Source organism: Ruegeria sp. BF6 (genome assembly GCF_056538665.1).
On the sequence record NZ_JBQFTN010000001.1, the window covers coordinates 888,429 to 913,279 of the forward strand.

Annotated in this window: 24 protein-coding genes and 1 tRNA gene; 12 read left to right on the forward strand and 13 right to left on the reverse strand. The window is 55.8% G+C overall.

Annotated elements, in window-relative coordinates:
• Positions 1-10 precede the first annotated feature (10 nt).
• From ACR0IM_RS04445 to ACR0IM_RS04480, 8 genes are all read right to left on the reverse strand, one after another.
• Positions 11-388 (reverse strand): hypothetical protein, encoded by a 378-nt coding sequence (locus ACR0IM_RS04445; RefSeq protein ID WP_480680955.1) that lies wholly within the window; start codon positions 386-388, stop codon positions 11-13.
• A gap of 73 nt (positions 389-461) precedes the next feature.
• Complete coding sequence (locus tag ACR0IM_RS04450) at positions 462-1,031, reverse strand: hypothetical protein (RefSeq protein ID WP_480680956.1); 570 nt, start codon at positions 1,029-1,031, stop codon at positions 462-464.
• A gap of 36 nt (positions 1,032-1,067) precedes the next feature.
• The gene (locus ACR0IM_RS04455) at positions 1,068-1,232 is read right to left on the reverse strand and encodes a hypothetical protein (protein WP_480680957.1); all 165 of its coding nucleotides are present in this window, start codon (positions 1,230-1,232) and stop codon (positions 1,068-1,070) included.
• Positions 1,233-1,795: 563 nt separating this feature from the next.
• Positions 1,796-2,347, reverse strand: coding sequence for a recombinase family protein (locus ACR0IM_RS04460; protein ID WP_480680958.1), 552 nt, complete (start codon positions 2,345-2,347; stop codon positions 1,796-1,798).
• Positions 2,348-2,917: 570 nt separating this feature from the next.
• Entirely contained in the window at positions 2,918-3,805 is an 888-nt protein-coding gene (locus ACR0IM_RS04465; RefSeq protein ID WP_480680960.1) for a hypothetical protein, read from the reverse strand.
• A gap of 1,171 nt (positions 3,806-4,976) precedes the next feature.
• The gene (locus ACR0IM_RS04470) at positions 4,977-6,821 is read right to left on the reverse strand and encodes a cell division protein FtsA (RefSeq protein WP_480680961.1); all 1,845 of its coding nucleotides are present in this window, start codon (positions 6,819-6,821) and stop codon (positions 4,977-4,979) included.
• A 242-nt stretch (positions 6,822-7,063) separates the two neighbouring features.
• A complete protein-coding gene (locus ACR0IM_RS04475; protein ID WP_480680963.1) occupies positions 7,064-8,389 on the reverse strand; it encodes a tyrosine-type recombinase/integrase in 1,326 nt (441 codons plus the stop codon).
• A 112-nt stretch (positions 8,390-8,501) separates the two neighbouring features.
• Positions 8,502-8,588: transfer RNA gene (locus tag ACR0IM_RS04480), tRNA-Leu, on the reverse strand.
• Between the two features lie 142 nt (positions 8,589-8,730).
• Between ACR0IM_RS04480 and ACR0IM_RS04485 the strand changes: the two genes are divergently transcribed.
• Both ACR0IM_RS04485 and lipB read left to right on the forward strand, forming a co-directional pair.
• Positions 8,731-9,390, forward strand: a complete 660-nt coding sequence (locus ACR0IM_RS04485) for a DsbA family oxidoreductase (RefSeq protein ID WP_480680965.1) — start codon at positions 8,731-8,733, stop codon at positions 9,388-9,390.
• Between the two features lie 39 nt (positions 9,391-9,429).
• A complete protein-coding gene (lipB, locus tag ACR0IM_RS04490; protein ID WP_480680966.1) occupies positions 9,430-10,086 on the forward strand; it encodes a lipoyl(octanoyl) transferase LipB in 657 nt (218 codons plus the stop codon).
• 287 nt (positions 10,087-10,373) lie between these two features.
• Here the strand turns inward: lipB and ACR0IM_RS04495 are convergent, their stop codons facing one another.
• Positions 10,374-11,318 carry a cation diffusion facilitator family transporter gene (locus ACR0IM_RS04495; RefSeq protein WP_480680967.1) on the reverse strand — a complete coding sequence of 315 codons (945 nt, stop codon included), beginning with the start codon at positions 11,316-11,318 and terminating at the stop codon, positions 10,374-10,376.
• 81 nt (positions 11,319-11,399) lie between these two features.
• On the opposite strand from ACR0IM_RS04495, the gene ACR0IM_RS04500 reads away from it, so the two are divergent.
• Positions 11,400-11,825 (forward strand): MerR family transcriptional regulator, encoded by a 426-nt coding sequence (locus tag ACR0IM_RS04500; RefSeq protein WP_480680968.1) that lies wholly within the window; start codon positions 11,400-11,402, stop codon positions 11,823-11,825.
• Here ACR0IM_RS04500 and ACR0IM_RS04505 read toward each other — a convergent pair whose 3' ends face one another.
• Positions 11,826-12,245, reverse strand: a complete 420-nt coding sequence (locus ACR0IM_RS04505; protein WP_480680969.1) for an HIT family protein — start codon at positions 12,243-12,245, stop codon at positions 11,826-11,828. It lies immediately after the preceding gene.
• Between the two features lie 304 nt (positions 12,246-12,549).
• Here ACR0IM_RS04505 and ctaD point away from each other — a divergent pair, with 304 nt between their 5' ends.
• From ctaD to ACR0IM_RS04520, 3 genes are all read left to right on the forward strand, one after another.
• Positions 12,550-14,208, forward strand: a complete 1,659-nt coding sequence (ctaD, locus tag ACR0IM_RS04510; protein WP_480589638.1) for a cytochrome c oxidase subunit I — start codon at positions 12,550-12,552, stop codon at positions 14,206-14,208.
• Between the two features lie 593 nt (positions 14,209-14,801).
• Positions 14,802-15,401, forward strand: coding sequence for a DsbA family protein (locus ACR0IM_RS04515; RefSeq protein ID WP_480589637.1), 600 nt, complete (start codon positions 14,802-14,804; stop codon positions 15,399-15,401).
• Positions 15,402-15,445: 44 nt separating this feature from the next.
• Positions 15,446-15,940 (forward strand): DUF2244 domain-containing protein, encoded by a 495-nt coding sequence (locus ACR0IM_RS04520; RefSeq protein WP_480680970.1) that lies wholly within the window; start codon positions 15,446-15,448, stop codon positions 15,938-15,940.
• Positions 15,941-15,962: 22 nt separating this feature from the next.
• On the opposite strand, the gene ACR0IM_RS04525 is transcribed toward ACR0IM_RS04520, so the two are convergent.
• Positions 15,963-16,448: a GatB/YqeY domain-containing protein gene (locus ACR0IM_RS04525; protein ID WP_480589635.1), complete on the reverse strand. Its 486-nt coding sequence runs from the start codon at positions 16,446-16,448 to the stop codon at positions 15,963-15,965.
• A 183-nt stretch (positions 16,449-16,631) separates the two neighbouring features.
• On the opposite strand from ACR0IM_RS04525, the gene carA reads away from it, so the two are divergent.
• Positions 16,632-17,798, forward strand: a complete 1,167-nt coding sequence (carA, locus tag ACR0IM_RS04530; RefSeq protein ID WP_480680971.1) for a glutamine-hydrolyzing carbamoyl-phosphate synthase small subunit — start codon at positions 16,632-16,634, stop codon at positions 17,796-17,798.
• 85 nt (positions 17,799-17,883) lie between these two features.
• A complete protein-coding gene (locus ACR0IM_RS04535; RefSeq protein WP_480680972.1) occupies positions 17,884-19,758 on the forward strand; it encodes a glycosyltransferase in 1,875 nt (624 codons plus the stop codon).
• Between the two features lie 3 nt (positions 19,759-19,761).
• Here ACR0IM_RS04535 and ACR0IM_RS04540 read toward each other — a convergent pair whose 3' ends face one another.
• Positions 19,762-20,409, reverse strand: a complete 648-nt coding sequence (locus tag ACR0IM_RS04540; RefSeq protein ID WP_480680973.1) for a GntR family transcriptional regulator — start codon at positions 20,407-20,409, stop codon at positions 19,762-19,764.
• 100 nt (positions 20,410-20,509) lie between these two features.
• Between ACR0IM_RS04540 and ACR0IM_RS04545 the strand changes: the two genes are divergently transcribed.
• The 3 genes from ACR0IM_RS04545 to ACR0IM_RS04555 all read left to right on the forward strand — a co-directional run bounded on the left by ACR0IM_RS04545 (position 20,510) and on the right by ACR0IM_RS04555 (position 22,764).
• Positions 20,510-21,154: a pyrimidine 5'-nucleotidase gene (locus tag ACR0IM_RS04545; RefSeq protein ID WP_480589631.1), complete on the forward strand. Its 645-nt coding sequence runs from the start codon at positions 20,510-20,512 to the stop codon at positions 21,152-21,154.
• Between the two features lie 87 nt (positions 21,155-21,241).
• A complete protein-coding gene (locus ACR0IM_RS04550; protein ID WP_480589630.1) occupies positions 21,242-21,490 on the forward strand; it encodes a hypothetical protein in 249 nt (82 codons plus the stop codon).
• Between the two features lie 77 nt (positions 21,491-21,567).
• Positions 21,568-22,764, forward strand: a complete 1,197-nt coding sequence (locus ACR0IM_RS04555; RefSeq protein ID WP_480680974.1) for a UbiH/UbiF family hydroxylase — start codon at positions 21,568-21,570, stop codon at positions 22,762-22,764.
• Positions 22,765-22,786: 22 nt separating this feature from the next.
• On the opposite strand, the gene ACR0IM_RS04560 is transcribed toward ACR0IM_RS04555, so the two are convergent.
• Positions 22,787-23,914, reverse strand: a complete 1,128-nt coding sequence (locus ACR0IM_RS04560) for an aminotransferase class V-fold PLP-dependent enzyme (RefSeq protein ID WP_480680975.1) — start codon at positions 23,912-23,914, stop codon at positions 22,787-22,789.
• A 233-nt stretch (positions 23,915-24,147) separates the two neighbouring features.
• Here ACR0IM_RS04560 and ACR0IM_RS04565 point away from each other — a divergent pair, with 233 nt between their 5' ends.
• Positions 24,148-24,849 (forward strand): GntR family transcriptional regulator, encoded by a 702-nt coding sequence (locus ACR0IM_RS04565; RefSeq protein WP_480589627.1) that lies wholly within the window; start codon positions 24,148-24,150, stop codon positions 24,847-24,849.
• The last annotated feature ends 2 nt before the right edge of the window (positions 24,850-24,851 follow it).

Sequence of the window (24,851 nt, forward strand, 5' to 3'; positions counted from 1 at the left end):
GCGGGAACCTTTAGCGGTCTTCACCTCTGTTGATCGGAGCCAGCAGCGGGTTGGCTGAGATGTCCGGTGAGATGGTGCGGTCGGTCATGGCGATCACGCCAAGCTCAACCAAGAATGAAAGCGCTTCGCTCTGTGAGACTTCACGCTCCAATTGCACGACCATGCGTTCGCGCACGGTGTTGACTGTGACCACCACTTCAGGTCGCACTCTCATGCTCGCCCAGTGGCTTGTTCGGTCGGCCCAGAGGGCAAGCTGATCGTCAATTTTGTCGTGACCCAGACGGGCACGTGCGGTTGACCTCAGGCGCTTTGTGAACGCCCGCCGCTTGTCATAGCCGATACAGCGCAACCGTTTGTCGGCCACGCGGTTCTGTTCATTCAGTTCCATTATGTTCTCCGAAATGAAAAAGACGCCCGTTATGGACGTCCTGATCGCTGGTTGGTTCTCTGGTTTGGCAACCTTAGTTGTCGTGCTGGCGGCGTTGGTGGTGGCCAAAGGGTCCCATCGGGGTCACATTGAAATAGTCTGCTTGAGCACCTTCACGCGACACCTTAGCCCAGACCTTTGGCCATGCTGTGGTTGGTTCAAAGTCATCATAAACGTCCAACGCATCACCACCCTTGTATGCGTGTGGCTTTATCTCCATGAGCTTGCAACGGCATGTTTTTTGGCACAGACAAAACTGCACCTCATCACTACCTAAAGGACGATTATCATTCGTCCATCGGTACAGACCAATGGGCGCTAAGGGGTCGCGTGAAGGTGCGCTTTGCGTTGGCAGATGTTCTTTAGTTTCACGGAACACAGGCTCAAGACCGCTTGGTTTTGCGGGAGACCAATGCTCCGCTGTTTGACCCTCAAGTACATGCTCATTCATCCAATCTAAAAAGCTGATTGTGGCGATAGGGTTTCGCCCCCTACTGGTCTTGTGCTGCAAGTCTGTAATGCTACGCGGGGAGATGAGAGACCCTCTATCCTTTCGCTTGTCATCGAATGAGAATGAGGTTTCAGAGATCTTCAATTTGTCCATGTCATGAAGTCGACCAATGGTTTTACTGTATCCGCCTCACTTGGCTTCAGGCACACCAGAAGCGGACAAGGCATCAGGTGCATACAACCACTTTCGACCGCCTGATGTGATGACGTTGATTGGCTGATCGTTGAATAAGAGAATGGCGGTGTCGAACGATTTATCGTCGAACAATGGTCTGCCGATAGCATCGGTGCGCATGTTGATCTCCGTAGATGTAGGGCGAAGAAAGGTAAGTATAACTATAAGGGTAAGGGTGGGTTGTTTTGGGGTGGGTATTCCAGTCGTGCGCTAGAAGACCCCTCCGCCTGCTTCATTGTGTGCAAGGTGGCTTTTCAATTGATCACGCCCTGATGCACAGGCAGACCGAAACGATTTGACGGGACCTAAGCCCCGCCATCTCAAGACAACAATGATCAAAAATACACATGAAGTGCCCGATAGGTTCCGCTTAAGGGAAACCCACGGGGCAACTCACGGGGTATGCTAGGGTGAGACCTCCAGCACACAGGACGCCCACCACAGATGGGCTGCTATCAGTTTCCTTGACGGTCGGTGATAACGCCATGCTGACATCATCCCGCACTTCCATCAAACGGGGCAATTCGGAAAATTTGTGTACGGCTATAGTGTGGGTGAATTGGCCGTGCAGTGGTGTGTTACTGCAATAGTGGGGGTGAATTGGTTTCTGCTTGTATGAGGGTTAACTGTTGCTCACTGACCGCTTACTTTCTGCTTGTATGGGGGCTAATTATTTCAGCCCCTCAAGCAACCACTTTGGCCAGCCTGTAAACCGTCGCTCTGCTGACCTTGAAGTCCCTTGCGATCTGGGTCGGCTTATCGCCATTCTTAAAGGCTTCACGGATGGCCGCTGCCTTTTTCTCATCCATGGCAGGGCGTCCTTTGAACTTCCCATCGGCCTTGGCCTTCGCAATCCCTTCACGTTGACGCTCAAGCATCACCTCACGTTCAAACTGAGCAACGGCCCCTAGGATGGTCTCAAGCATTTGTGCGGTGGCGCTGTCGTTCATCATTGGCATGTTCATGATGTGCAGCTTGACGCCCTTGTCCGAAAGACGCTTTCGAATATCGATGAGGTCAGGTACCGAGCGGGCCAGACGGTCCAGCTTAGTGACAACCAGAGTGTCCCCCTCACGAGCAAAGTCTATGGCAATCTCAAGCTGGTCTCGTTGCTTCACACTGCTAACCTGCTCTGCGAACACCTTCTCACACCCATGGTCTTTAAGCTCGCGCTGCTGCGCTTCAAAGCCTGCGATCTGGTCTGCTGTCGACGTCCGTGCGTATCCGATGAGCATTTGCCTGTCTCCGAAAGTGTATCTTTTAACTTTAAAGTTTAAATAAGAAAGTATGCTTTAAGCGTCAACCCCACTTAAATGAGACAGTATCTGAGGGGTTGGCACCTGTCTTGTTACACTCCGGTCAAATGAGACGCGCGTGTTCAGGCTGCCTTAGCTGTCTTCCGGTGGTTCGTGAACATCAGGCGGTAGCGGCCAACATCAACGAAAGTCTCGCCCGGTCTCTCACGGCTTACCTTAAGGGGCACTGAATGCGAGTGACTCTCGACGAGCAAGTCAAAGGGGCCGACGCAAAAGTCAAAGACGATCACTCTACTATTCCTATTCTTGGTAGTGCTGCATCAACGTGATGCAACGTGTAGATGAATCCTCAAGGAATCGCCGTCAACTCCTTATTTTTATGACGTTTTTGGGAATTTCCCGCAAGTGGAGACATGTTGCTTTTGAAAGGCTAACTCCGCCGTTCTGGGGTTGGGCATCGACACTGTACGTCCTTGGGCGTGAATTTCGGTTCTGCCCTTGTTTGGCGCAGCTTTGCCATCTCCACGGCGTCCAATGCACCGATATCTTTTACTCCTTCTTGCAGAAGTAGAGCGCAACGTAAGGTGGCATGTTTTCATGGGTTTGTGTTGGCCCGCTTGTAAATTCTGATGTGTTTGTTTGGCCGCCCGTGGTCACGGCGAACCTTTTGAAGTTCGCTCCGTATTGATCAAACTTGTGGGGTTCTTTTGCCAAATTTAAGCCATGGTGATGCGAAGGTAATTCGGTCTCTTTCAAAGCAAATGCGCGGACACCGCCGTTTTTGAACGGGTTGTCGTCCGGTCCAACGCCCACAATCATGCGGCCATTAGCTTCGCGATAGCGGTGCCAACCGGGTGGACATGGATCATCGGTCGGACCGTTTGCTTCAACGCCTTTTGGGCGAGCGACCGCAAATGCGACAACCGCATCTCTCGGAAATTCCAAACGAGAAATTAGCTTGTCATCAAGCCCTTGTAATGCCTCATCTGCTCGAGCATCTATCTGAGCAAGGACTTTTGATGCATCAACCGTTTCGTTAAGAGTTTCGATACGCACTTGAAGCGTTGAAGCGGCGTGCAGAGCCTGCTGTCTCGCAGCCTGTGCTTCAGCCACTACGTTTTCGAGTTGTATCGCCGAAACCTCCCGCATGGCTCGCACGTCGCTGCGGTACTCGGCCACCTCTCCGTGGGCATCGAAGATTATTTTTCGCTGCTCACGGAGAAACTTGACTTCTGGGTCAGATTGAAGTGCTTCTGGCAAGATCAGCGCAAGGCGCTCATCGACTTGGCGATCAACTTCTCGTAGTACCCAACCAAATGCAGCGAACGCGCCAACAATTGCAGCAATCGCGATACCGAGCGCGAACCCAACTAAACTGTTTTCAAATCTCTTCTTTGGGGGCATGGTTGTCCCCGAACTACTTGTGTTATCTGACATCTAAATCTCTCCCAGTTCCCAAAACTCCTCCGCATGCAGTCCTTCCAACCCTAGTCAAGTATCATTTGATTTCCAGTCCGTTGTGGTGACTGTGCGCACGGTTTCGGAGGCTGGGTGAGAAAAGTGACGAGCCGTGAAGCCCTTAATGATTCACCTCCGCTTCTCGTTGCGGCACCTGATGGCGCCACTTCACGGTGAGTGATGGTAGGCTATTTAATGATCGACCAATGTGATACTAAAAGGTGTTGTAGTACAATGGCCTGATGGGTTCCTGAAGTGGTGGTTTAGGTGTCTGCTTAAGGTGTACTGGTCTGTACGCCCCATTGCACGGACGCTTAGCCGATAGAAAAAAGACGGCGGCAGTTTGGTGCGCTGTCTGCGCCTCAAGTGGTGCCTGATCATACGAAAAGGATTGCATATCCCCCGCATGTCCCTTGTTTTCTGCGCTCTGGCAGCCTGATGGTGTCCTGAACGGTGACATGAGGTCGCCTTAGGTGTGCTGTCTGTGTGCTGTTCAGTGGTTCGATCAGGGGGCACCGGGGGGTACGCGCGACATCTATATCTATCTCTGCCACTCACAATTTTTTGCCGATTTTAAGCAACGCTGACGCTAGAAAAGACCATTGATGGCTAGAGGGTTTCCCAACCCCACCAACACCTTAGTAGCAACTTTTGGGGCCAGCTCTACCGTCAAACTTTAGGCTTACCTGTAGGTTCCGCAGGTCGATGACCTTGAATGCTTCCACTTTAGGTTCCCTGTAGGCTTGCTCTGGGGGTGTTCTGAGGGGTGTGTGATGGTGGGTTAAGGTTCAGACACTCTCATCAACTAACCAAAGCCGAAAGGCTCTAGGGTGCCCCTGATGGTTTGCCTGAATAATTCAGGTGCCCTATCAAGTGCTAACCTTAAGGTGCAGACTTACCTGTTCTTTCGAACATGGTGATGAAGTATCAGCCGAAAGTGATGGAAAGCTATCATCCATCCTCAATTGGTCTTTCGGAGCGAAAGCGACCCTTGAGTGTCCCCTGATGGGTCCCCTTAAGAAGGGACTGAACTAAAACTTTTTCTAACGGGAACGGGGCCTTAAGCGCCTTATTTATATGGACAAAATGGACCATCAGGAGAGTTCATCTCTCCCAGCCTCTTTGTGGAGCAATTTTCGAAGTCACCACCTCAGAAAAAGAATGACATCAAAAACTTTAGGAAATCTGCAATCGTCCCATAGGCAGCAATAGCAGCCCGCAAATCCTTCCAAACCGAAACACCTTCTTTCAACAAACTTCGCGCTTGGTTGTACGCAATCGACAAAATGCGAAACGTTCTACTAGAAAATCTATAAAGCGCATTCGAGCGTGAAACCCGATCAACAGTTGGGTCGATCGACGTACTTGCATCTTCTCGTAGTTCTTTTGCTAGCTGGGAATCCGCTGGCTGGGATATCACGTGGGCAAGATCGGGTAGAACCGATAGCTCATCAATATCAAGTTCAAGAAATTTTTCATTTGTTCGAGCCTGCGTAACCTCTCGCACTTTCAAATCTTGTTGCCGCAGGTCCATGGCAACACTCAACAACTCCATCTTGAAGTCAGCCACGAGCGCATCCGATGAGGCCGTTGGGCATTCTCCAATTTCTTCCTTGTGACCAACTCGCCGCACTACTTGAAGCGCAATATCATGAAGCCGAAGTGGTCGTTCAGAATAACGTTGTAGGCCACGTTTTAAAGTTTCGAATTCCGGATTAATCCCCATGTATTGATTGTCATCAGAAAGAACTGTCGAGAAAATTTCCAAAGCATCTGTAAGTCTATCCCGCGCATCCTGAAGAAAATCCGGGTCGGCCTCCGAAACTGGGACTGAGGTGGCGAGAAAAGATTTGGGATCAATCTCAACGACCTCAGCATTTGGGGTATTAGAGATAGCCCGATCAAGGTCGTTAGGTTCAAGAATCCTTCCCGATAGCGAACTACCCTTAAGCGCAACAGGTGAGCTAGGAGTACTCTTTCGGTGCCAAGCTTGATGGTCTGGTTTGTTTGCCAAAACACTTAAGCCAACGCTCGCGGAAAAAGCTGGGCTAGTTGCTACCTGTGGCAAGCTTCGAAATTGAAACGGCGAAGCAATTCTGACCTGTGCTTCCAGTATTTCCGTTGCCAGTGTTTCTATTCCAGAAAGCTGGGCTGCTCCGCCTGTTAAAATAATCTGCCTGCTAGGCAAACCCGCGAACCCCGCGTTGTCTAGTTCTTCTCGCACCCCTTCGAACATCAATTCGAGACGTGATCGGATAATCCCAGTTACATCTGAGCGGCGCACGACGCGATGGTCGCCGTTCTGGTTAACGACATCAGTCGCAATCTCGCCTGCCACACGTTTACCCACATCGTGAAAAGCCACGTCACCATGAAGAATTTTGAGGCGCTCTGCGGATGAAAATGAAATTTGCAGTTGCTCGGAAATATCATTTGTAACGTCATTGCCTCCATTGAGGAATGAACTTGTGAACCTTATCCCGTTCTTCGCAAATACTGTGATGCCAGTCGAACCTCCCCCCATGTCTACACAAGCTGAACCAAGCTCCTGTTCATTTTCGGTTAAGCATGAAACCCCGGAGGCCCTGACAGAATGTGTTATACCCGCCAACTTCAGACCGCATCGTTCGGAGATAAATTTGATATGGTGGACATTTTCAGCATTTGGAGAAGAGCAACAGACCAGCACGTACTTAACCTTTGCATCAGCCATTTTTTCTGCAGCATTCAATACTGTACGCACTGCGCGCTCGGTATCAGCAGGTTCTTCTATTTGCGCCAAACGTATGCCACGGGAACGCGTACTCGCGGCACCAAGCACACGAGTAGCGTCAGTTCCCATTAGCGTCTCAACATCGTCTACACCGTAAGTACCTTTGGGGTTGCCCACATCTAAAATCATGCACGCGATTTTCGACGTTCCTATGTCTAAGACGCCAATTACTCCATCATCAATTGCTGCCCTGTGCAGGTCACGTATCGAATTCATCGCCATCAATAACTCGTTGTTTAATAGGCTGCTTCGCAGCAGGGTTACAATTTCTATACCCTTTAACCAACTGCTAAGTAGCCATTTGGGACTTGCTCACCAAACTTCGCAACATCCGCATTGTGCAAAATGTAGAAGCGGATTTATGCCTAGGCAGCACTCTTAGCTAGTGGCAGTTCCGTTGCTCAAAGTAGAACAATACGATTTGCGAACGCCCCGGATGTTTCGGGTAGGTGGTCGCTACTGCCTTAAAGCCCAGCCTTCACACCCCACCTAGCGAACTCTCTAAGCCGCGCCTCACGTCCACCATAAGTATTTTCTGCAACCGATTGAGCGGAGTGGCCGAGATACCCGTGACGTACCTCTACAGGTGCCCCTGCATCCCTGAGCTTATCGCTTGCCCGGTGGCGTAGCCCATGGACCTTCATGCGCTTATCGTCAGTGTTCTTTCTGACCGCTTTCATCAGCGCTGCAGAGGCAGCCGTAGGGCCTCCGTCACGGCCATAAGAAGGGAACAGTGGCTCACTACCCTTGCGCCCCTCTACACGCGCCCTGAGGGATTCCCTGAGGCTGTCTGAGGCTATCGGAACATACCTGTCACTATTGCTGTTCTTGATGCCGTTGATTTCGTTTGGCGTGATCAAGATAGACGGGGTTTCTCCGGTCAGGTCTACATCGCTAATACGCAGACCACAGGCTTCGCCCAGCCGCATCCCTGTACCTTTCAGCACCCGCCACATATCAGGAAGGTCTTTGCTTCTGCCGCCCTCCAAGGTCTTCTGCACGGCGTCGGCAACACTGTCTGGTAGCGGGACGTTCTTATCCAGTGAGCTAACCTGCTCCTTAGGCCATGGCAGGCGCTCGAAGTGGTTTCGCTCAGACGGTATCTCCAATTCTCTGACAGCATGGTTGTAGGCTGCGGCTACTATGATCACCTCACGCTGACACGACTTGAGGGCCAGAGATTGTCCATTGGCTTTCTTGAGACCTAGCAGGTGGTCCATAAAGCTACGCGCTGTCTGACGGTCGATGCTCTCAATGCTTACATCTTCAAGGGGCTTGCCTAGGGCGTCCTTCAGTCGGCCAAAGGTGCGGTCAATTCTCACCATCGCCTTTCGGTCTTCGGCCAACCCTTTGTCCTTGGCATAGGTGTCCCTCATGTCGGCCAGAGACGGCTTAGGGGGTTCTCGGTCAGGGTTCAGGACAGCTGCTACCACTTCCGGGTCCTCACCACGGGCCGCCAGACTGTGCCCCACTACCCCACGCGCCCAGCTATCGTCAGGGTCCAAGCCCTGCACACCTTCCATGTATTGCTCCGCAAGGCGCTGTGCGTCGATGAACTTCTGAGTAGCAGACCGAGTGTCAACCTCAGGGTGCCGCTTGTAAGTATCCTCAACAATGGCGTCAAAATTTCTCAGATGAAATTGGTACTCGCGCTGAAAAGCTGCCCCGTCACGCGCCTTGATGTGCTTCTGGTAGGCATCTTCGCCACGAATTTCGCGCACCCGCTTCGGCCACCTTTTTCGGAAACGCCATTGGGTGGGGCTAATGGGGTCGATGTACTTGATCTTCATTCTAAGGGCCATTGTGTGCTGTCCGTGTGTGCTGTTTGCGTTATGCGACACACTCGGAAAATGCTGAATGCCCTTGTTTATATGGCCTAAAACTAACAGATCAAGTTAGTTCTGGTGCGGTCGAGAAGACTCGAACTTCCACGGGTGTTACCCCACAGCGACCTCAACGCTGCGCGTCTACCAATTCCGCCACGACCGCACTGCAAGTGACTTGGTAGAGGGGCGTATAGACGCTGAAGATCGAGATGTGAAGAGGCAAAAAACACGCCGGTTTGAATTCCCTTCCTGCGCCCATACCATTAGCTGCACAGTATCCCCATCACACCGACAGGAGCCCGGACATGACCACCACCGATCCCCGACCCGTCGTTCAGATTGACATTGTTTCCGACGTCGTCTGCCCCTGGTGCATTGTTGGTTTTCGACAGCTTGACGTGGCTCTGAAACAGGAAAACGTGCTAGCACGCCTGCGGTGGCATCCGTTCGAACTGAACCGCACGATGCCGCCCGAAGGTCAAAACCTGCGCGAGCACATCATGGAGAAATACGGAACGACGGCCGAGCAGAGCCAGCAGGTCCGGGATCGATTGAAACAGTTGGGCGCAGAGCTGGGGTTTGCGTTCAACTTCGACGATGACAGCAGAATGGTGAATACCTTTGCGGCGCACCAATTGCTGGACTGGGCTGAAACCCAGGGCCGTCAACATCCGCTGAAACTGGCGTTGTTCCGAGCGTATTTCACCGACCAAAAGGACATCTCGCAAACTGATGTCCTGCTTGATGCGGTTACTGCGACCGGGCTGGACGCTGACACCGCGCGATCAGCGCTCGAATCCGGTGCGCATGTCACCGCAGTCCGCCAAAAGCAGGAGTTTTGGACCAGCAAGGGTATCTCGGGCGTTCCGTCGATGGTGTTTGGCGGTAAATACCTTGTAACCGGGGCGCAGGGCACAGACACTTACGCACAGATTCTACAACGCTGCCTGGCCGAGGTCGCCTGACCCCTTTTCCTTGCCACATCTGCGCGATATGGAACCGCCATGGAATGGAAGATCACCGACGGGTTAACCGACTATACCGAAGCTGTTGCCTTCATGGAGGCGCGGGTGGCTGCAATCGCTGCGTGCGAAGCGGACGAATGCGTATGGTTGCTGGAACATCCGCCGCTTTACACGGCAGGCACCTCAGCCCGGATCGAGGACCTGACAGATCCTGACCGGTTTCCGGTTTATGAAGCCAAACGCGGCGGGGAATACACCTATCACGGCCCCGGTCAGCGCGTTGCCTATGTCATGCTGGACCTGAACAAGCGCGGCAAGGACGTGCGGGGTTTTGTCAAAAGGCTGGAAAACTGGGTGATCGCCGCGCTGGCGGAATTCAATGTGCAGGGTGAAATCCGCGACGGCCGCGTCGGTGTCTGGGTGCGCCGGGATGACAAGCCTCTGACCGCCACCGGCCAGCCCGCCGAAGACAAGATCGCAGCCATCGGTCTGCGCCTGCGCAAATGGGTCAGCTTTCACGGCATTTCCATCAATGTCGAACCGGATCTCGAGCATTTCTCGGGCATCGTTCCCTGCGGCATTACCGAGCACGGGGTCACGTCGCTGGTCGATCTCGGTTTGCCGGTAACGATCGAAGATATCGATATCGCATTGCAGAAAACGTTTTCGGATTGCTTTCAACCGGTCGAAGCCTGATCCGGATTCGAATCGCTGTTCGTCGAAATAGGGATTAACAATCTCTCGCCTCTGGTTTTTTTGTTTCCGAACCTACGCGCATTTCACCAATTTGCCTAAAAGTTTTGAGTTTAATTGGATGAAAGCTCACTCCGAGGAATACAAGTCGCGCGTTAACGGGTATGCTATCCTTACCGTTCTAGAGTGAGTGGTGTGTTAAACCGGTGATCTCGGGAAACTGGGAATTCGGTAAAGTGTTTGGTTACGAGTCTGCCGTTCCGACCCCAAATCGGAACGGCAATTCCTTTTCAGGACCTTTGCAAATTGTCATGCCCAAATCGGGGCAATGTCGCACGCGTTTGGTCGGCGCGCTCCAACTCCAACGTGACATGCCCAATTTCGAACCGTGCCTTCAGGGTGTCTTTTACTATCTGCCTTATGGTTTCAGCGTCCGTCCAGTTCAGGGTGTCGATCTCAAGATGCGCAGTCAGCGCCGCTTCCCGCTCCTGCATGCTCCACAAGTGGATATGGTGGACGCCAGCCACACCCTCTGTTTCTTCGATAGCGGAGGCTACGACTTCGGGCGTCAGATCGGGCGGTGCACCCAGCATCAGCACTCGGATGGTTTCCCCAATCTCGGATTTAACGTGCCACAGAATATAAACCGAGATCAGGATCGTCACTGCTGGGTCGACCCATGTCCATTCAAACAGGATTACGGCGGCTCCGGCGACTATGACAGCAACCGACCCCAACGCGTCAGCCACATTGTGGATAAAAGCGGCACGTATGTTCATGCTATCTTTCGACATCGTATATGTCAGCGCGGCAGTGATGAGGTCGACGACCAGAGCAAGAGCCGCGATCCAGACGACCATCCATCCGTTGACAGGCTCGGGCTGGAAAAACCGCATCACGCCTTCGTACAACAGATACACCGACAGCACTATCAGTGTGGTGTAGTTGACCAGTGCCGCCACCACCTCAGCGCGACCATAGCCAAAGCTCATGCGCGGATCAGCGGGGCGGCGGGCAATCTTGCGCGCGAAGAATGCGATGATCAGGGCGATTGCATCCGAAAAATTGTGTAACGCGTCCGCGACAAGCGCCAGAGACCCCGAAAGAATGCCGCCAATAACTTGCGCCAAAGTTAGCAACATGTTCACCGCAATCGCTCCTGCGACACGCAAATCACCCGCGTCCGGGTCTATGTGATGATGGGTGTGTCCCTCGTGGCTGTGATCATGTGCCATAGTGCCTTTGTTCCTTGTTTTGGCTGCACAGCCTATGTAATTCCTCCAGTAACTAGAGGTTCAAGAGATGAGAGCACAAAAATGTACTCAATCGGAGAGCTTTCCCGTCGAACCGGCGTCAAGGTGCCCACAATCCGGTTTTACGAAGACAAAGGGTTGCTACCACAGCCGGAAAGAACAGCCGGAAACCAACGCCGCTTTGACGATGCCGCGCTAAAACGGTTGCAGTTCATTCGCCATGGACGGGACCTTGGGTTGCCCTTGGCCGATATCGAGGCATTGCTGTCACTGGAAGGCGCCCGGGGCACCGATCTGAACCAGGCGCATGAGATCGCCGAACGTCAACTTGCAGACTTACGCGCGCGTATTTCTCAATTGCGCAGGCTTGAGGCGGAGTTGTCTCGTATCGCCTCAGCCTGTAACGGTGGGCACGATCATGTGTGTGCTGTGCTCCACACTTTTGGCGACCACAGCGCTTGTTTGGGGCCGCATGATGGTAAGGGCTGATCAGGCCAGAGCTGCTTTGATCTTTTCCGCGTGCTGCGCAATCAGATCGAAATCACCCATCTGGCCCGGGGCACGCAGCGATACACCTTCATGGCGCGGCAGGACGTGGAAATGCAGGTGGAAAACCTCCTGCCCGCCTGCGGTCTCATTGAATTGCTGGACAGTGACTCCGTCCGCGTCAAATGCCTTGACCACCGCCCGCGCCAGCTTCTGTGTGGCTGAGGTAACAGCGACGAGTTGCTCAGCCGATGCGTCCAGCAGGTTTCGGCAGGGCGTTTTCGGAATCACCAGCAGGTGTCCGTCCGAACGCGGCATGATATCCATGAAGGCCAGCGTATCTTCGTCCTCATACACGCGGGTCGAGGGGATTTCTCCGCGCAGGATCTTGGCGAAGATGTTGTCGGGATCGTAAGCGGCCATATCAAGTCTCCGATTTCGGGTATTGAGGGTAGTTCTGCGACCCTCACCCCTTTGGGTCAAGGCGGAACTCTGCCGCGCCGCGCGAATGAATGTTAGCGGCCCCTTGAATTAACGGAGACAATCGCCAGATATGCCCTGTTCAGGGCCAAGAACTCGCGGGTTTTCCTCCAACCCGCGACAATTAATCTTGATCCAGATCAAACTCGGCCATTGAAGGCGCCTCTTTCGCATTCTAAAACCAGCAGTAATACCGCGCACCGGAGAGGTCCGGCAGCGCGGTCAGTTGCAACAGGAGGCACCTATAATGGCAGACGCAGCCATTCATGGTCACGGCCATGAAGACCAGCGCAGCTTTTTCCAGCGCTGGTTCATGTCGACCAACCACAAGGACATCGGGATTCTCTACTTGGTCGTTTCGGCATTGGCCGGTCTGATCTCGGTTTTGATGACCGTTTACATGCGGCTCGAGCTGATGCACCCCGGTGTTCAGTACATGTGCCTGGAAGGCTTCATGGCCGACCCATGTACCCCCAACGGGCATCTGTGGAACGTTATGATCACCTATCACGGTGTTCTGATGATGTTCTTCGTTGTCATCCCCGCCCTGTTCGGCGGATTTGGCAACTATTTCATGCCGTTGCAGATCGGCGCGCCGGATATGGCGTTCCCGCGGATGAACAACCTGTCCTTCTGGCTGTACGTCGCCGGTACCTCGCTGGGTGTTGCGTCGCTGCTGGCGCCGGGCGGCAATGACCAAGCCGGCTCGGGCGTGGGATGGGTTCTGTACCCGCCGCTGTCCACGACCGAGGGCGGCATGTCCATGGACCTTGCGATCTTTGCCGTACACGTATCGGGCGCCTCCTCGATCCTCGGCGCGATCAACATGATCACCACCTTCCTGAATATGCGTGCCCCGGGCATGACCCTGTTCAAGGTGCCGCTGTTCAGCTGGTCGATCTTCGTCACGTCGTGGCTGATTCTGCTGTCTCTGCCGGTTCTGGCGGGCGCGATCACCATGCTTCTGATGGACCGCAACTTCGGCTTCACCTTTTTTGACCCGGCCGGTGGCGGTGACCCGATCCTGTATCAGCATATCCTCTGGTTTTTCGGCCACCCGGAAGTGTACATCGTGATCCTGCCCGGCTTTGGCATCATCAGCCATGTGATCGCCACCTTCGCGCGCAAGCCGATCTTCGGCTATCTGCCGATGGTTTGGGCGATCATCGCGATCGGTGTTCTCGGCTTTGTCGTATGGGCGCACCACATGTACACCGTCGGCATGTCGCTACGTCAGCAGGCATACTTCATGCTGGCCACAATGGTCATCGCAGTTCCGACCGGGGTTAAGGTGTTCTCGTGGATCGCGACCATGTGGGGCGGCTCCATTGAGTTCAAGACGCCCATGCTGTTCGCCTTCGGCTTCCTGTTCCTGTTCACCGTTGGCGGTGTGACCGGTGTGGTGCTGTCGCAGGCGGGTATCGACCGCGCTTATCACGACACTTACTATGTGGTTGCGCACTTCCACTATGTGATGTCGCTAGGTGCCGTCTTTGCGATCTTTGCTGGGGTCTACTTCTACTTCTCCAAGATGACTGGCCGTCAGTACTCGGAGTTCTGGGGCAAGGTTCACTTCTGGCTGTTCTTCATCGGCGCCAACCTGACCTTCTTCCCGCAACACTTTCTGGGCCGTCAGGGTATGCCGCGCCGCTACATCGACTACCCCGAAGCCTTCGCTCAGTGGAACTTCGTGTCGTCGATTGGTGCGTTCATTTCCTTTGCCTCGTTCCTGCTGTTCTTCGGCATCGTAATCTATGCACTGCTGCGTGGTGCAAAAGAGACGCGTCCGAACCCGTGGAACGAGTACGCCGACACGCTGGAATGGACCCTGCCCTCGCCGCCGCCCGAGCATACGTTCGAGCAGCTGCCCAAGCAGGAAGACTGGGACAAAGGCCACGCGCACTGATCCCGCTGTTCGGAAAACACGGAAAGCCCCGCCTCGTGCGGGGCTTTTTTTTCCTCCCCACTTGGCCAGCAGTTGCGTAGACACATCCGGTTCCCTGAGAATTGTATTCAGAAATTGATTTTCATGACGCACCTGCAAAAAAACAGATGCCGTAAAGCTGGCAGAACCATCAGCGGCAGTCTGATTTCCCCAATTGGACCGCAAGGCCAGTCGCGTCGCGTGACTTGTGAATCTCCAGGCCAGACGGTTATCGGAAAAGGCACAACAGCGGTAAATCAACAGGTTCTGGCACGTGGCCCTGATGGATTGACTGGCTCGGTTTACGGCTGCCCAGGGTCAGCGCGTCGATGGAATACACGTTTGAAAGGAACGTCACCGATGTACCGGGCTCGGCATTGTGTCGGACAATCGAGATCGATATGCGCCAGACGACCGGTTTCAGTGATCCGCATCCACCCGCGCAAGCCGTCGAAAAAGCGTTGCTCTAAAATACGCAACATCACTCTGGCCAGTCTCGCATTTCAAGCAAAGTTCGAAAAACCGACCGTTTTAGGATATGATACGAATTGAAACTCTGGGATCGGAGTGATCACATGCCCGAAATTGATTTTTGGTATTCCATCGGCAGTACATACAGTTTCCTGACCATCATGCGTCTGGACGACTGGTGCGATGAGCATGAGGTCTCAGTCAGGTGGCGGCCGTTCAATGTGCGCAGCGTGATGAAGGACCAGCAGAATATTCCGTTTACAGGCAAACCAGTGAAATCCGCGTATATGTGGCGGGATATCGAGCGTCGGGCCGCAAAGTACCACATTCACGCCAAGTTGCCCGCGCCTTACCCGATCTCTGACCTGGCGCTGACCAATCAGGTCGCCTTGCTGGGAATGGGCGACGGGTGGGGCAAGAACTTCACCCAGACGCTGTATCGCATCTGGTTCGAAGAGAATGTCGAAGCCGGCAGCGAAACCGCCATCACTGAAGCGCTACACAGGTGTCAGCAGGACCCAAGGCTGGTGCTGGCCCGCGCTCGCAGCCCCGATACTGTGGCAGCCCTTGAAGCCGAAACGGATCATGCCGCAAAACTGGGGGTGTTCGGCGCTCCCAGCCTTGTCGTCCGCGGTGAGGTTTTCTGGGGCGATGACCGGCTGGACGATGCGCTGTCATGGGCGCGCGTCGGGCATGTGGCCTAATCATTTCGCTTCGACAAGCAACTGCATTAAGCTAGTTTTCCGCCATGCCCTACCGATGGAAACATACCTCTGCAACCGAACAGGAACTGCGCCTTTGGCCGCATAACTCGCTACCGCGCCGCGGGGCGATGATCGTGATCCTGTCGGTTTTTCTGTTTGGGCTGATTCCACTTCTGGCGGTGCTGGGGTCGGTCATCCTGTGGGGCCTGCTGCCATTTCTGCTGCTGACCGTTCTGGGCCTGTGGCTGGCCATCCAGAGCAACTATCGCGCCCGTAGCGTGTTCGAGATTCTGACCCTGACCGGCACAAAGGCGCATCTGGTCCACCATGACCCACGAAGCGGCCGGCAAGAATGGACCTGCAACCGCTACTGGGCCCGGCCTGAGATGCACAAGCAAGGCGGGCCAGTTCCAAACTATGTCACGCTGACCGGAGACGGGCGCGAAGTGGAAATCGGAGCGTTCCTGTCCGAAGACGAGCGTATCGCGCTATACGATGACCTGACGCAAAAACTGCGCGAACCGGTCGCGCAGCAATAGCAGTCTCAGAATTTGTCAGGTGTCAGCAACCGCCGTTCGACGCGGCGCAGAGGTGGTCCTTGACCATCGGGCCAACTTTGCCGAAATCCATCCGGCCGGTATAACGAGTCTTGAGCTCGCCCATGACCTTGCCCATGTCGCGGATCGAACCTGCTCCTGTCGCGGTGATCGCCGTCTGGATAGCTTTGGAAACCTCGTCATCATCCAACTGCTTGGGCAGGAATTCCTCGATAACCTCAACCTCGCGCAGTTCCCGTTCCGCCAGATCCAAGCGTCCGCCCTCTTCGTAGGCGCGGGCGCTTTCCTTGCGCTGTTTGGTCATTTTCCCAAGGATTTCAAGAACCTCGGTATCGCCGCATCCCTTGGCCTCTTCGTTGTCGGAGGCCCGCGAAGCGATGTCGCGGTCTTTGATTGCAGCGTTGATCAACCGCAGCGTCGACAGGCGCTCGGCATCTTTGTCTTTCATTGCTTGCTTCAGGGCAGAGTTCACCCGTGATCGCATATCCATATGATCTGTCCATCCCCATGGAAAAGGAACCCCGACCATATCGAAACAAAAAGCGCGACACAACCGGAAGTGAATATTGCTAACTCATTGATTTTCCACAATAGCGCAAAATTTGAACAGACTTGACCCAGCGCCACAACCCCCTTAGTTATGCGCCGATTTACCCAGCAGGAGAGTCGCCCGATGGCCCAGAACGCCCCGTCCAAGCCCACCGCATGTCTGGCATTGGCCGACGGTACACTGTTCTTCGGGATGGGCTTCGGTGCCACCGGTCAGACCGTGGCCGAGTTATGCTTTAATACTGCCATGACCGGATACCAGGAGATCATGACCGATCCCTCTTATGCCGGACAAATTGTGACCTTCACCTTCCCCCATATCGGCAACGTCGGCGTGAACCCAGAAGATGACGAAACTGGTGATCCGGTTGCCGCAGGTATGGTCGTCAAATGGGACCCGACCGAGTCATCCAACTGGCGCTCGGCCGAAGAGCTGAAAACCTGGCTGACCCGCCGTGGTCGAATCGCGATCGGTGGTGTGGACACTCGCCGCCTGACCCGCGCCATTCGTCAGCAAGGCGCGCCGCATGCGGCACTGGCCCATGATCCCGAAGGCAGTTTCGACATTGAGGCATTGATTAGCGCGGCACGTGGCTTTTCTGGACTCGAGGGCATGGATCTGGCCAAAGAGGTCACCTGCGCCCAAAGCTACCGCTGGGATGAGATGCGATGGGCTTGGCCCGATGGCTATACCCGCCAGGAAGCCCCGGTGCACAAGGTGGTTGCCGTCGATTTTGGCGCCAAGCGCAACATTCTGCGCTGCCTCGCCTCGGCTGGCTGTGATGTAACCGTTCTGCCCGCCACCGCAACCGCAACAGAAGTGCTGGCGCACAACCCTGATGGCGTTTTCCTGTCCAACGGTCCGGGCGATCCGGCAGCCACTGGTGAATACGCCGTTCCAATGATCAAAGAGATTCTGGACACCACCGACCTGCCCGTCTTTGGCATCTGTCTGGGCCACCAGATGCTGGCGCTGGCTTTGGGCGGTCAGACTGTCAAGATGAACCACGGCCACCACGGCGCGAACCACCCGGTCAAGGATATGGAGACGGGCAAGGTCGAGATCACCTCGATGAACCATGGTTTCGCGGTAGACGCGCAGTCCTTGCCCGAGGGTGTGATTGAGACCCACCGGTCGCTGTTTGACGGGTCGAACTGCGGCATCCGCATGACCAACCGCCCGGTCTATTCTGTGCAGTACCACCCCGAAGCCTCGCCCGGCCCGCAGGACAGTTTCTACCTGTTCGAACGCTTTGCCGACGCGATGGCGGACAAGAAAGCAACCGCCTGATGCGGCGATATGATCAGAGTTAACCCGCTGTTAACCCTAATTGAGCAACCCTGACGCCTGCTAACAGCGTCAGGGTTGTTTCGTTATGGTCGAACTGAACCTGCAGCATTTCGCGCACGCCGCGCCGATACCTGCTCAGGAACGCAAGCCTTTGGGGGCTTGCCTGGTCGACCGTGGCCTGATCACAAACGCGCAGCTGGACGAAGCTCTGTTCCTGCAATCCTGGCAACAGGCCCCGTTGGGTGAAATTCTGGTGGCCGAGGGCTGGGTCAGCCGTCAGGACGTTCTAAGCGCCCTGTCCGAGCAAACCGGCCTGCAGATCGCTGATCTGGACAACTCGCCGCCATCTACCGATCTGTGCCAGATCAAGCCTGTTGACTTCTGGCTGTCTCATAACGTCATCCCCTGGCGTCGCTTGGGGCCCATTCTGCTGGTCGCCACAGCGCGGCCCGATTTGTTTCCGGATGTGAAACGAGAACTTGGGCATACCGGGTACACCATTATCCCGGTACTAACCGACACAGATCAGATCGATAGCGCCATCGCGCACGTGTTCTCCACCCCTTTGGCCGAAGCGGCCGAATCCCGTGTAGATCTTGACCAGAGCTGCCGATCCTGGACCCCTAAATCCCGTGCCCGACCTGCGGCCGCGCTTGCGGGCCTTGTGGTCCTGTTTGCCACCTTTCCCCTAACCGCGTTCGCCATTCTGGTGGCGGCCGCCGTGATCAGCCTGATCCTGTTTCTGACTCTGCGCCTGGCCGGTCTGCTGAGTTTCATTTGGCATCACGGGACACGCTCCACCAAAGCCCGCCCCCCCAGCCCGCCGCTGGCTTTGCCTTGCGTGTCCATTATGGTGCCGCTCTATAAAGAGAGGGAAATTGCCGATGCCCTGATCCGGCGATTGCGGCGGCTGACCTACCCCAAGGCACTGCTGGATATCATTCTGGTGCTGGAAGAAACCGACGAGGTGACGCGATCCACACTGGCGCAGGTTGATCTGCCCAGCTGGATCAGAACCGTCGAGGTGCCTGCCCTGAACGGCCTGACCACAAAACCCCGGGCCATGAACTATGCGCTGGATTTCTGCAGGGGCGATATTCTGGGCGTCTGGGATGCCGAAGATGCGCCGCAGCCAGACCAGATCGAACGCGTCGTCCGGCACTTTGCTCAGGCGGGCGACGATGTGGTTTGCCTGCAGGGTGTCCTGGATTATTATAACCCCCGCACCAACTGGCGATCACGCTGCTTTACCATCGAATACAACAGTTGGTTCCGGGTTATCCTGCAAGGTATTGCCCGGCTTGGACTTGTTGTGCCGTTGGGCGGGACCACGTTCTTTTTCCGCCGTGACAAGCTGTTGGAGCTGGGCGGCTGGGATGCCCACAACGTCACCGAAGATGCCGATCTGGGTGTAAGACTTAGCCGGGCGGGATATCGTACTGAAATGGCCGATACCGCCACTTTCGAAGAGGCCAACTTTCGCGCCTGGCCATGGGTACGGCAGCGCTCTCGCTGGCTCAAGGGGTTCATGGTCACCTACATTGTCCACATGCGGTCGCCGCTGCGATTGCTGAGGGAACTCGGCCCTTGGCGATTTTTTGGCGTACAGGCATTCTTCCTTGGGACAGTTGGACAATTCCTGCTGGCTCCGGTCCTGTGGCTGTTCTGGCTGTCAACCTTTGGCCTGCCCGGCCCGCTTCATCCGATCCTTGCCGATGCCGGGCTTAGCGCATTGTTCGGTCTGTTCCTGTTTGCAGAGGCCGTCAATACTCTTGTTGGCGCCATAGCAGTGTCCGCGCGCGAACGGCGTTTCCTGCTGCCGTGGGTGCCGACGATGCCGCTGTATTTTCCGCTGGGCGTCCTGGCTGCGTACAAGGCCTTGTGGGAACTACTGCTAGACCCGTTCTTCTGGGACAAAACACAACACGGTCAGGCCAGCGAAGAGGACCTGCCGCACTGACGGTCAGCTCTCGCGCCGGATAGCATCCTGTTTCAGGCGCGTCATGAAGGCGACCGAGATATGTTCCTTGAGGGCGCGTCCGGCGGCTTCTTCGTCGCGGGCTGCGATTGCCTCGACGATCCCCTTGTGTTCGCTCTGCGCAATCTCACCCCGGCCCTGCGCCGCCAGCGACGTCGTTGCCATCAGCGCCATGGTGCGATGTACAAGGTCCAGTTGCTGCACCAGATAACGGTTATGCGAGGCCAGATGAATCTGTTCATGAAACCGCCGGTTCGCCCGCGACAAGGCCGTCGGGTCATCGACCAACGCGTCATCGGCGGCGACCATTTCCTGCAGAACCTTGATCTCTTCTTCGGTGGCGTGCTTGGCGGCCAATTTCGCGGCCAGACCCTCCAACTCGCGCCGCACCACATACAGCTCGGCCATCTGGTTGTGGTCCAGCGAAGCCACAATCAGCGAGCGCCCGTCGCGTTCCAGCAGGGATTGCGTTTCAAGCCGCTGCAGCGCTTCGCGGATCGGCGTGCGCGACACCCCGAACCGTTCGGCCAGCTCGCTTTCAACCAGACGGTTGCCGGGCTTGTAAACGCCCACGTCAATCGCTTCGAGAATTAGGCTGTAGGCGTCTTTGGACGGCGGTCTGGATTGGGGCATCGGGTGGTTTGTCTCCTCGTTCGAACATGTCTATCCGTCACTAGCCCCCGGGATCAAGAGCGGCATTGAAAACCGATGCCCAGCACCCTAAACCAAACCCATGGTCAAACCTGCCTTTTCTCACGTCACCCACTGGGTGTTCGACCTGGACAACACGCTCTACCCGCCACATATGCGCCTGTTCGATCAGATCGAGGTGCTGATGACGGATTACGTGGTGCAAGCCATTGGCGTGGACCGGGCTGAGGCGGATCGTCTTCGCTCGCACTATTGGCGGCAATACGGCACTACGCTGGCTGGGTTGATGGCCGAGCACGATCTTGACCCGGACCCATATCTGCACGCGGTTCACCAGGTTGACATGAGCCACATGGACCCAGACGTGGATCTGGCCGATCACATCCGATCCCTGCCCGGGCGTCGCATTGTCTACACCAACGGCAGCGCGCCCTACGCCGAACGCGTTCTGGACGCGCGCGGCCTTAGTGGCTTGTTCGACGCGATCTATGGGGTCGAACACGCGGACTACAGGCCAAAGCCGGAAAAAGCCGCGTTCGAGGCGATCTTTGCCCAAGATGGAATCGACACGACTAAGGCTGCGATGTTCGAGGATGATCCGCGCAATCTGGCCGCTCCGCACGCGATGGGAATGCGCACCGTTCACGTCGCACCCGAGCCGCACGAGGCCGACCATATACACCATCACACAGACGATCTGACCGCGTTTCTGGCGCTTCTGCGATAGGCTGTCACACTGCGACGATCTGCACATTTTGCAGGTGCAGCATCACCCCTATATGCGCCTCAGCGACGAACAGAACCGGAGATTTCCATGAGCGCGATCGAGATGCCTCGGCGCCTGCCCATCTGGCAGCGCCTGTTTTTTGCAATCCCCGTTTTCGGCTGGCTGGCAAAAGATGCCGCCAATGGCGAGGCCGAAGACTGGTACTACACGGCCGCCGCGATTGTCAGCATGTGGGGATGCTCGGCCCTGCTGTTTGGCCTGCCGGGGCTATATATCCCTGCGGTCATGATGGTGCCGGTGATGTTCCTCATCCTCATCCTGATCTCACGCGGCTGACACACGGGACAGGATGTCACTTGGCACCCACCTTGTAACCGAACTAGTTTCTGCCCAAGATTTCGGAGACCAAGGCCATGAAAGACAGCTGTGACATTCTTATTTCCGGCGGAGGAATCGCCGGACTGACCGCTGCAGCGGCCTTTGGAGCTGCCGGGTTCGACGTAGTTTGCGTCGACCCCACTCCGCCCATTACCGAGCGTGACGTGGACGGATCCGACCTACGGACTACGGCGTTTCTGCAACCGGCGCATGGGCTTTTGGAACAATGCGGGTTGTGGCAGCGACTGGATGAACACGCCGCCCCCCTGCAGATCATGCGCATCGTGGATGCGGGCGGCGATGTGCCCGAACCCCGCGTGGTGCGCGATTTCAACGCCGCCGATATCTCGGACCTGCCCTTTGGCTGGAACCTGCCCAACTGGCTGTTGCGGCGCGAGATGGTGGCCCGTCTGACCGAACTGCCCAATGTCGATTTCCGCCCCGGCACAGGCACCGTCAGCCTGTTCACGCGTACCGCCGAGGCCCGCGTGGGCCTGAGCGATGGCAGCCGTATACGCTGCAAACTGGTGGTCGCCGCGGACGGGCGCAATTCCCCGATGCGCGAGGCCGCGGGGATCAACGTGCACACCACTCGTTATGGCCAGAAGGCGCTGGCATTTGCGGTTACGCACCCGATCCCGCACGAAAACGTCTCGACCGAGATACACCGCTCGGGCGGGCCGTTCACACTGGTCCCCCTGCCCGATTGGCAGGGTCAGCCCTCATCCGCGATTGTCTGGATGGAACGCGGTCCTCGCGCGGTTGAACTGTTGAACACCGAAGCCGAGGCGTTCGAAGCTCTGATGACCGAACGATCCTGCGGGCTGTTCGGGCCGTTGAAACTGGCATCGCGCCGAACCATCTGGCCGATTATTAGTCAGTCGGCGGAACGACTTTCGGGCGAGCGCATCGCCCTGATGGCTGAGGCCGCCCACGTGGTGCCACCCATCGGTGCGCAAGGATTGAACATGTCACTAGGTGATCTGCGCACTCTGTTGGACCTCGCCCAGGCTCGACCCGAAGGTCTGGGCGATGCGCAAATGCTGGACGCCTACCACAAAGCCCGCCACTCGAAGATCGAGATGCGCGTCAAAGGCATCGACTTGCTGAACCGCGCCTCGATGATCGAGGCACGGCCACTGCGCGATGCGCGGGCGATGGGGCTGAATGCGCTCTATTCTCTGCCTCCTGTGCGCAAGACGTTGATGCAGATGGGCCTCGGCGTACGCTGAGGCCCCCAGGTCACTCAGAAGATCACAGTACCTGATCCAGCACGCGCTTGAGTCGAGCAATTGTGCCATCTACGTCATACAGCTTGTCCAGCCCGAACAGACCCAGACGGAAGGTACTGAACCCCTCGGGCTCATCGCATTGCAGCGGAACACCGGCAGCGATCTGCATACCCAAGGCGGCGAATTTCTTGCCGTTCTGAATCTCGGGATCCGAGGTATAGCTGACCACAACCCCCGGCGCACCGAACCCATCGGCGGCCACAGACACGATGCCCTTGTCCTTCAGCATCGCCCGTACACCGTTGCCCAAAGCCCATTGCGCATCGCGTAGCTTTTCAAAACCGTAATCGCGGGTCTCGTTCATCGTATCCCGGAACGCCTGCAGCGCGTCAGTCGGCATCGTGGCGTGATAAGCATGCCCGCCATTCTCATAGGCCTGCATGATCTGACGCCATTTCTTCAGGTCAACGGCGAAACTATCAGAGGTCGTCTCCTCCAATCGCGCCTCGGCCCGTTCGGATAGCATGACCAGACCGGCACAGGGCGAAGCGCTCCACCCTTTCTGCGGGGCTGAGATCAGGACGTCCACTCCAGTTGCCTTCATGTCGACCCAAGCACAGCCAGAGGCGATGCAGTCCAGCACCATCAACGCGCCAACCTCATGCGCAGCCGCCGCCATGGCGGTCACATAGTCATCCGGCAGAATCAGACCTGCTGCGGTTTCAACGTGCGGAGCAAACACCACATCCGGACGTTGTTCTCGAATAGTTGATACCACCTCTTCGATCGGTGCTGGTGCAAACGGAGATGGGCTCGAATTGCCGGTTTGACGCGCCTTGAGCACCGTGGCCGACGCCGTCAGATCTGCGGATTCGACGATCTGGCTCCAACGATAGGAAAACCATCCGTTACGCACGACCAGAACGTTGGCTTTGCGTGCGAACTGTCTGGCCACGGCCTCCATTGCATAGGTCCCACCGCCCGGGATTACGGCAATACCGTCCGCGTTGTAGACATCTTTCAGCATGTTTGAGATGTCGCGCATGACGGTCTGAAACCGGGCCGACATGTGGTTCAGGGAACGGTCGGTGAAAACAACCGAGAACTCCTCGAGCCCATTGGGGTCAATGCTATCCAAAAGCGCCGGCATGATTTGTCCTTTCAAACAGTACTCGGGCAACGTGAATCTTCTGGCGAGATTGGTAAAGCAGTTTTCTTGCGCCGACAATTGACGCCACGGAACTTTATTTCCCCGTGAATTTTAGGTTCGAAACTGCACCATATAACCCCCGAAGTGACGCCAAATAGTGTCACCACCCCTTTACACCCAGAGGTGTTTCTGAACAGATACATACACTTTGTAGAAGAAAGGTTTTGCTCCTCGTGACTGCTCAAAAGCGGATCAGTTTTCAGGTTGTACGGGACGAAGTTAAACGTCGTATTGAAAGCCGAATCTGGCCTCAGGGATCTTTGCTGCCGACGGAAACGCAGCTTGCCGAAGAATTCAATTGCGCGCGCGCGACCGTAAATCGCGCCCTGCGGGAGTTATCCGATCAAGGATTTGTTGAGCGTAAGCGCAAAAGCGGCACGCGGGTCAAAAAAGAACCCAGCAAACACGCGAAACTCGAGTTTTCGCTGGCGCGCCAGGCCGTTGAGAATCAAAACTCGACTTATCGTTATGCTCTTGTCGAACGTAATGTAGTGTCCAGTCCCGGTTGGCTGGCCTCGCAACTCAGTGTCTCACCAGACGCGCGCGTGCTGCATGTGATCTGCATGCACTATGCCGACAACCGCCCATTTCAGCTGGAAGAGCGCTGGATCAACATCGATACCGTACCCGAGGTCGAGAATGCCGATCTGACCTCGCAAGGCCCGCATGAATGGCTGCTGAACATAGCCCCCTTTACCGAAGCAGAGGTTGCATTCTGTGCGATTTCCGCCGACGGGAGATTGGCCGAATTCATGGGAACCACGGCCGGCACATCGATGATCCAACTTGAACGCACGACCTGGAAAGATGGTGAGCCGATGGCCTTCGCCCGAATGACCCATCATCCCGGCTATTGCATTCGCACCAGATACTGACC

Excerpts from the sequence above, each read along its gene's own strand:
- ACR0IM_RS04445 (WP_480680955.1), bottom strand. The coding sequence starts at position 388 with ATGGAACTGAATGAACAGAACCGCGTGGCCGACAAACGGTTGCGCTGT.
- carA (WP_480680971.1), top strand. The coding sequence starts at position 16,632 with ATGGCCCAGAACGCCCCGTCCAAGCCCACCGCATGTCTGGCATTGGCC.
- ACR0IM_RS04500 (WP_480680968.1), top strand. The coding sequence starts at position 11,400 with ATGTACTCAATCGGAGAGCTTTCCCGTCGAACCGGCGTCAAGGTGCCC.
- ACR0IM_RS04555 (WP_480680974.1), top strand. The coding sequence starts at position 21,568 with ATGAAAGACAGCTGTGACATTCTTATTTCCGGCGGAGGAATCGCCGGA.
- ACR0IM_RS04545 (WP_480589631.1), top strand. The coding sequence starts at position 20,510 with ATGGTCAAACCTGCCTTTTCTCACGTCACCCACTGGGTGTTCGACCTG.
- ACR0IM_RS04485 (WP_480680965.1), top strand. The coding sequence starts at position 8,731 with ATGACCACCACCGATCCCCGACCCGTCGTTCAGATTGACATTGTTTCC.
- ACR0IM_RS04455 (WP_480680957.1), bottom strand. The coding sequence starts at position 1,232 with ATGCGCACCGATGCTATCGGCAGACCATTGTTCGACGATAAATCGTTC.
- ACR0IM_RS04475 (WP_480680963.1), bottom strand. The coding sequence starts at position 8,389 with ATGAAGATCAAGTACATCGACCCCATTAGCCCCACCCAATGGCGTTTC.
- ACR0IM_RS04470 (WP_480680961.1), bottom strand. The coding sequence starts at position 6,821 with ATGGCGATGAATTCGATACGTGACCTGCACAGGGCAGCAATTGATGAT.
- ACR0IM_RS04465 (WP_480680960.1), bottom strand. The coding sequence starts at position 3,805 with ATGTCAGATAACACAAGTAGTTCGGGGACAACCATGCCCCCAAAGAAG.
- ACR0IM_RS04515 (WP_480589637.1), top strand. The coding sequence starts at position 14,802 with ATGCCCGAAATTGATTTTTGGTATTCCATCGGCAGTACATACAGTTTC.
- ACR0IM_RS04535 (WP_480680972.1), top strand. The coding sequence starts at position 17,884 with ATGGTCGAACTGAACCTGCAGCATTTCGCGCACGCCGCGCCGATACCT.
- ACR0IM_RS04505 (WP_480680969.1), bottom strand. The coding sequence starts at position 12,245 with ATGGCCGCTTACGATCCCGACAACATCTTCGCCAAGATCCTGCGCGGA.
- ACR0IM_RS04450 (WP_480680956.1), bottom strand. The coding sequence starts at position 1,031 with ATGGACAAATTGAAGATCTCTGAAACCTCATTCTCATTCGATGACAAG.
- ctaD (WP_480589638.1), top strand. The coding sequence starts at position 12,550 with ATGGCAGACGCAGCCATTCATGGTCACGGCCATGAAGACCAGCGCAGC.
- ACR0IM_RS04525 (WP_480589635.1), bottom strand. The coding sequence starts at position 16,448 with ATGGATATGCGATCACGGGTGAACTCTGCCCTGAAGCAAGCAATGAAA.
- lipB (WP_480680966.1), top strand. The coding sequence starts at position 9,430 with ATGGAATGGAAGATCACCGACGGGTTAACCGACTATACCGAAGCTGTT.
- ACR0IM_RS04520 (WP_480680970.1), top strand. The coding sequence starts at position 15,446 with ATGCCCTACCGATGGAAACATACCTCTGCAACCGAACAGGAACTGCGC.
- ACR0IM_RS04560 (WP_480680975.1), bottom strand. The coding sequence starts at position 23,914 with ATGCCGGCGCTTTTGGATAGCATTGACCCCAATGGGCTCGAGGAGTTC.
- ACR0IM_RS04495 (WP_480680967.1), bottom strand. The coding sequence starts at position 11,318 with ATGGCACATGATCACAGCCACGAGGGACACACCCATCATCACATAGAC.
- ACR0IM_RS04550 (WP_480589630.1), top strand. The coding sequence starts at position 21,242 with ATGAGCGCGATCGAGATGCCTCGGCGCCTGCCCATCTGGCAGCGCCTG.
- ACR0IM_RS04540 (WP_480680973.1), bottom strand. The coding sequence starts at position 20,409 with ATGCCCCAATCCAGACCGCCGTCCAAAGACGCCTACAGCCTAATTCTC.
- ACR0IM_RS04460 (WP_480680958.1), bottom strand. The coding sequence starts at position 2,347 with ATGCTCATCGGATACGCACGGACGTCGACAGCAGACCAGATCGCAGGC.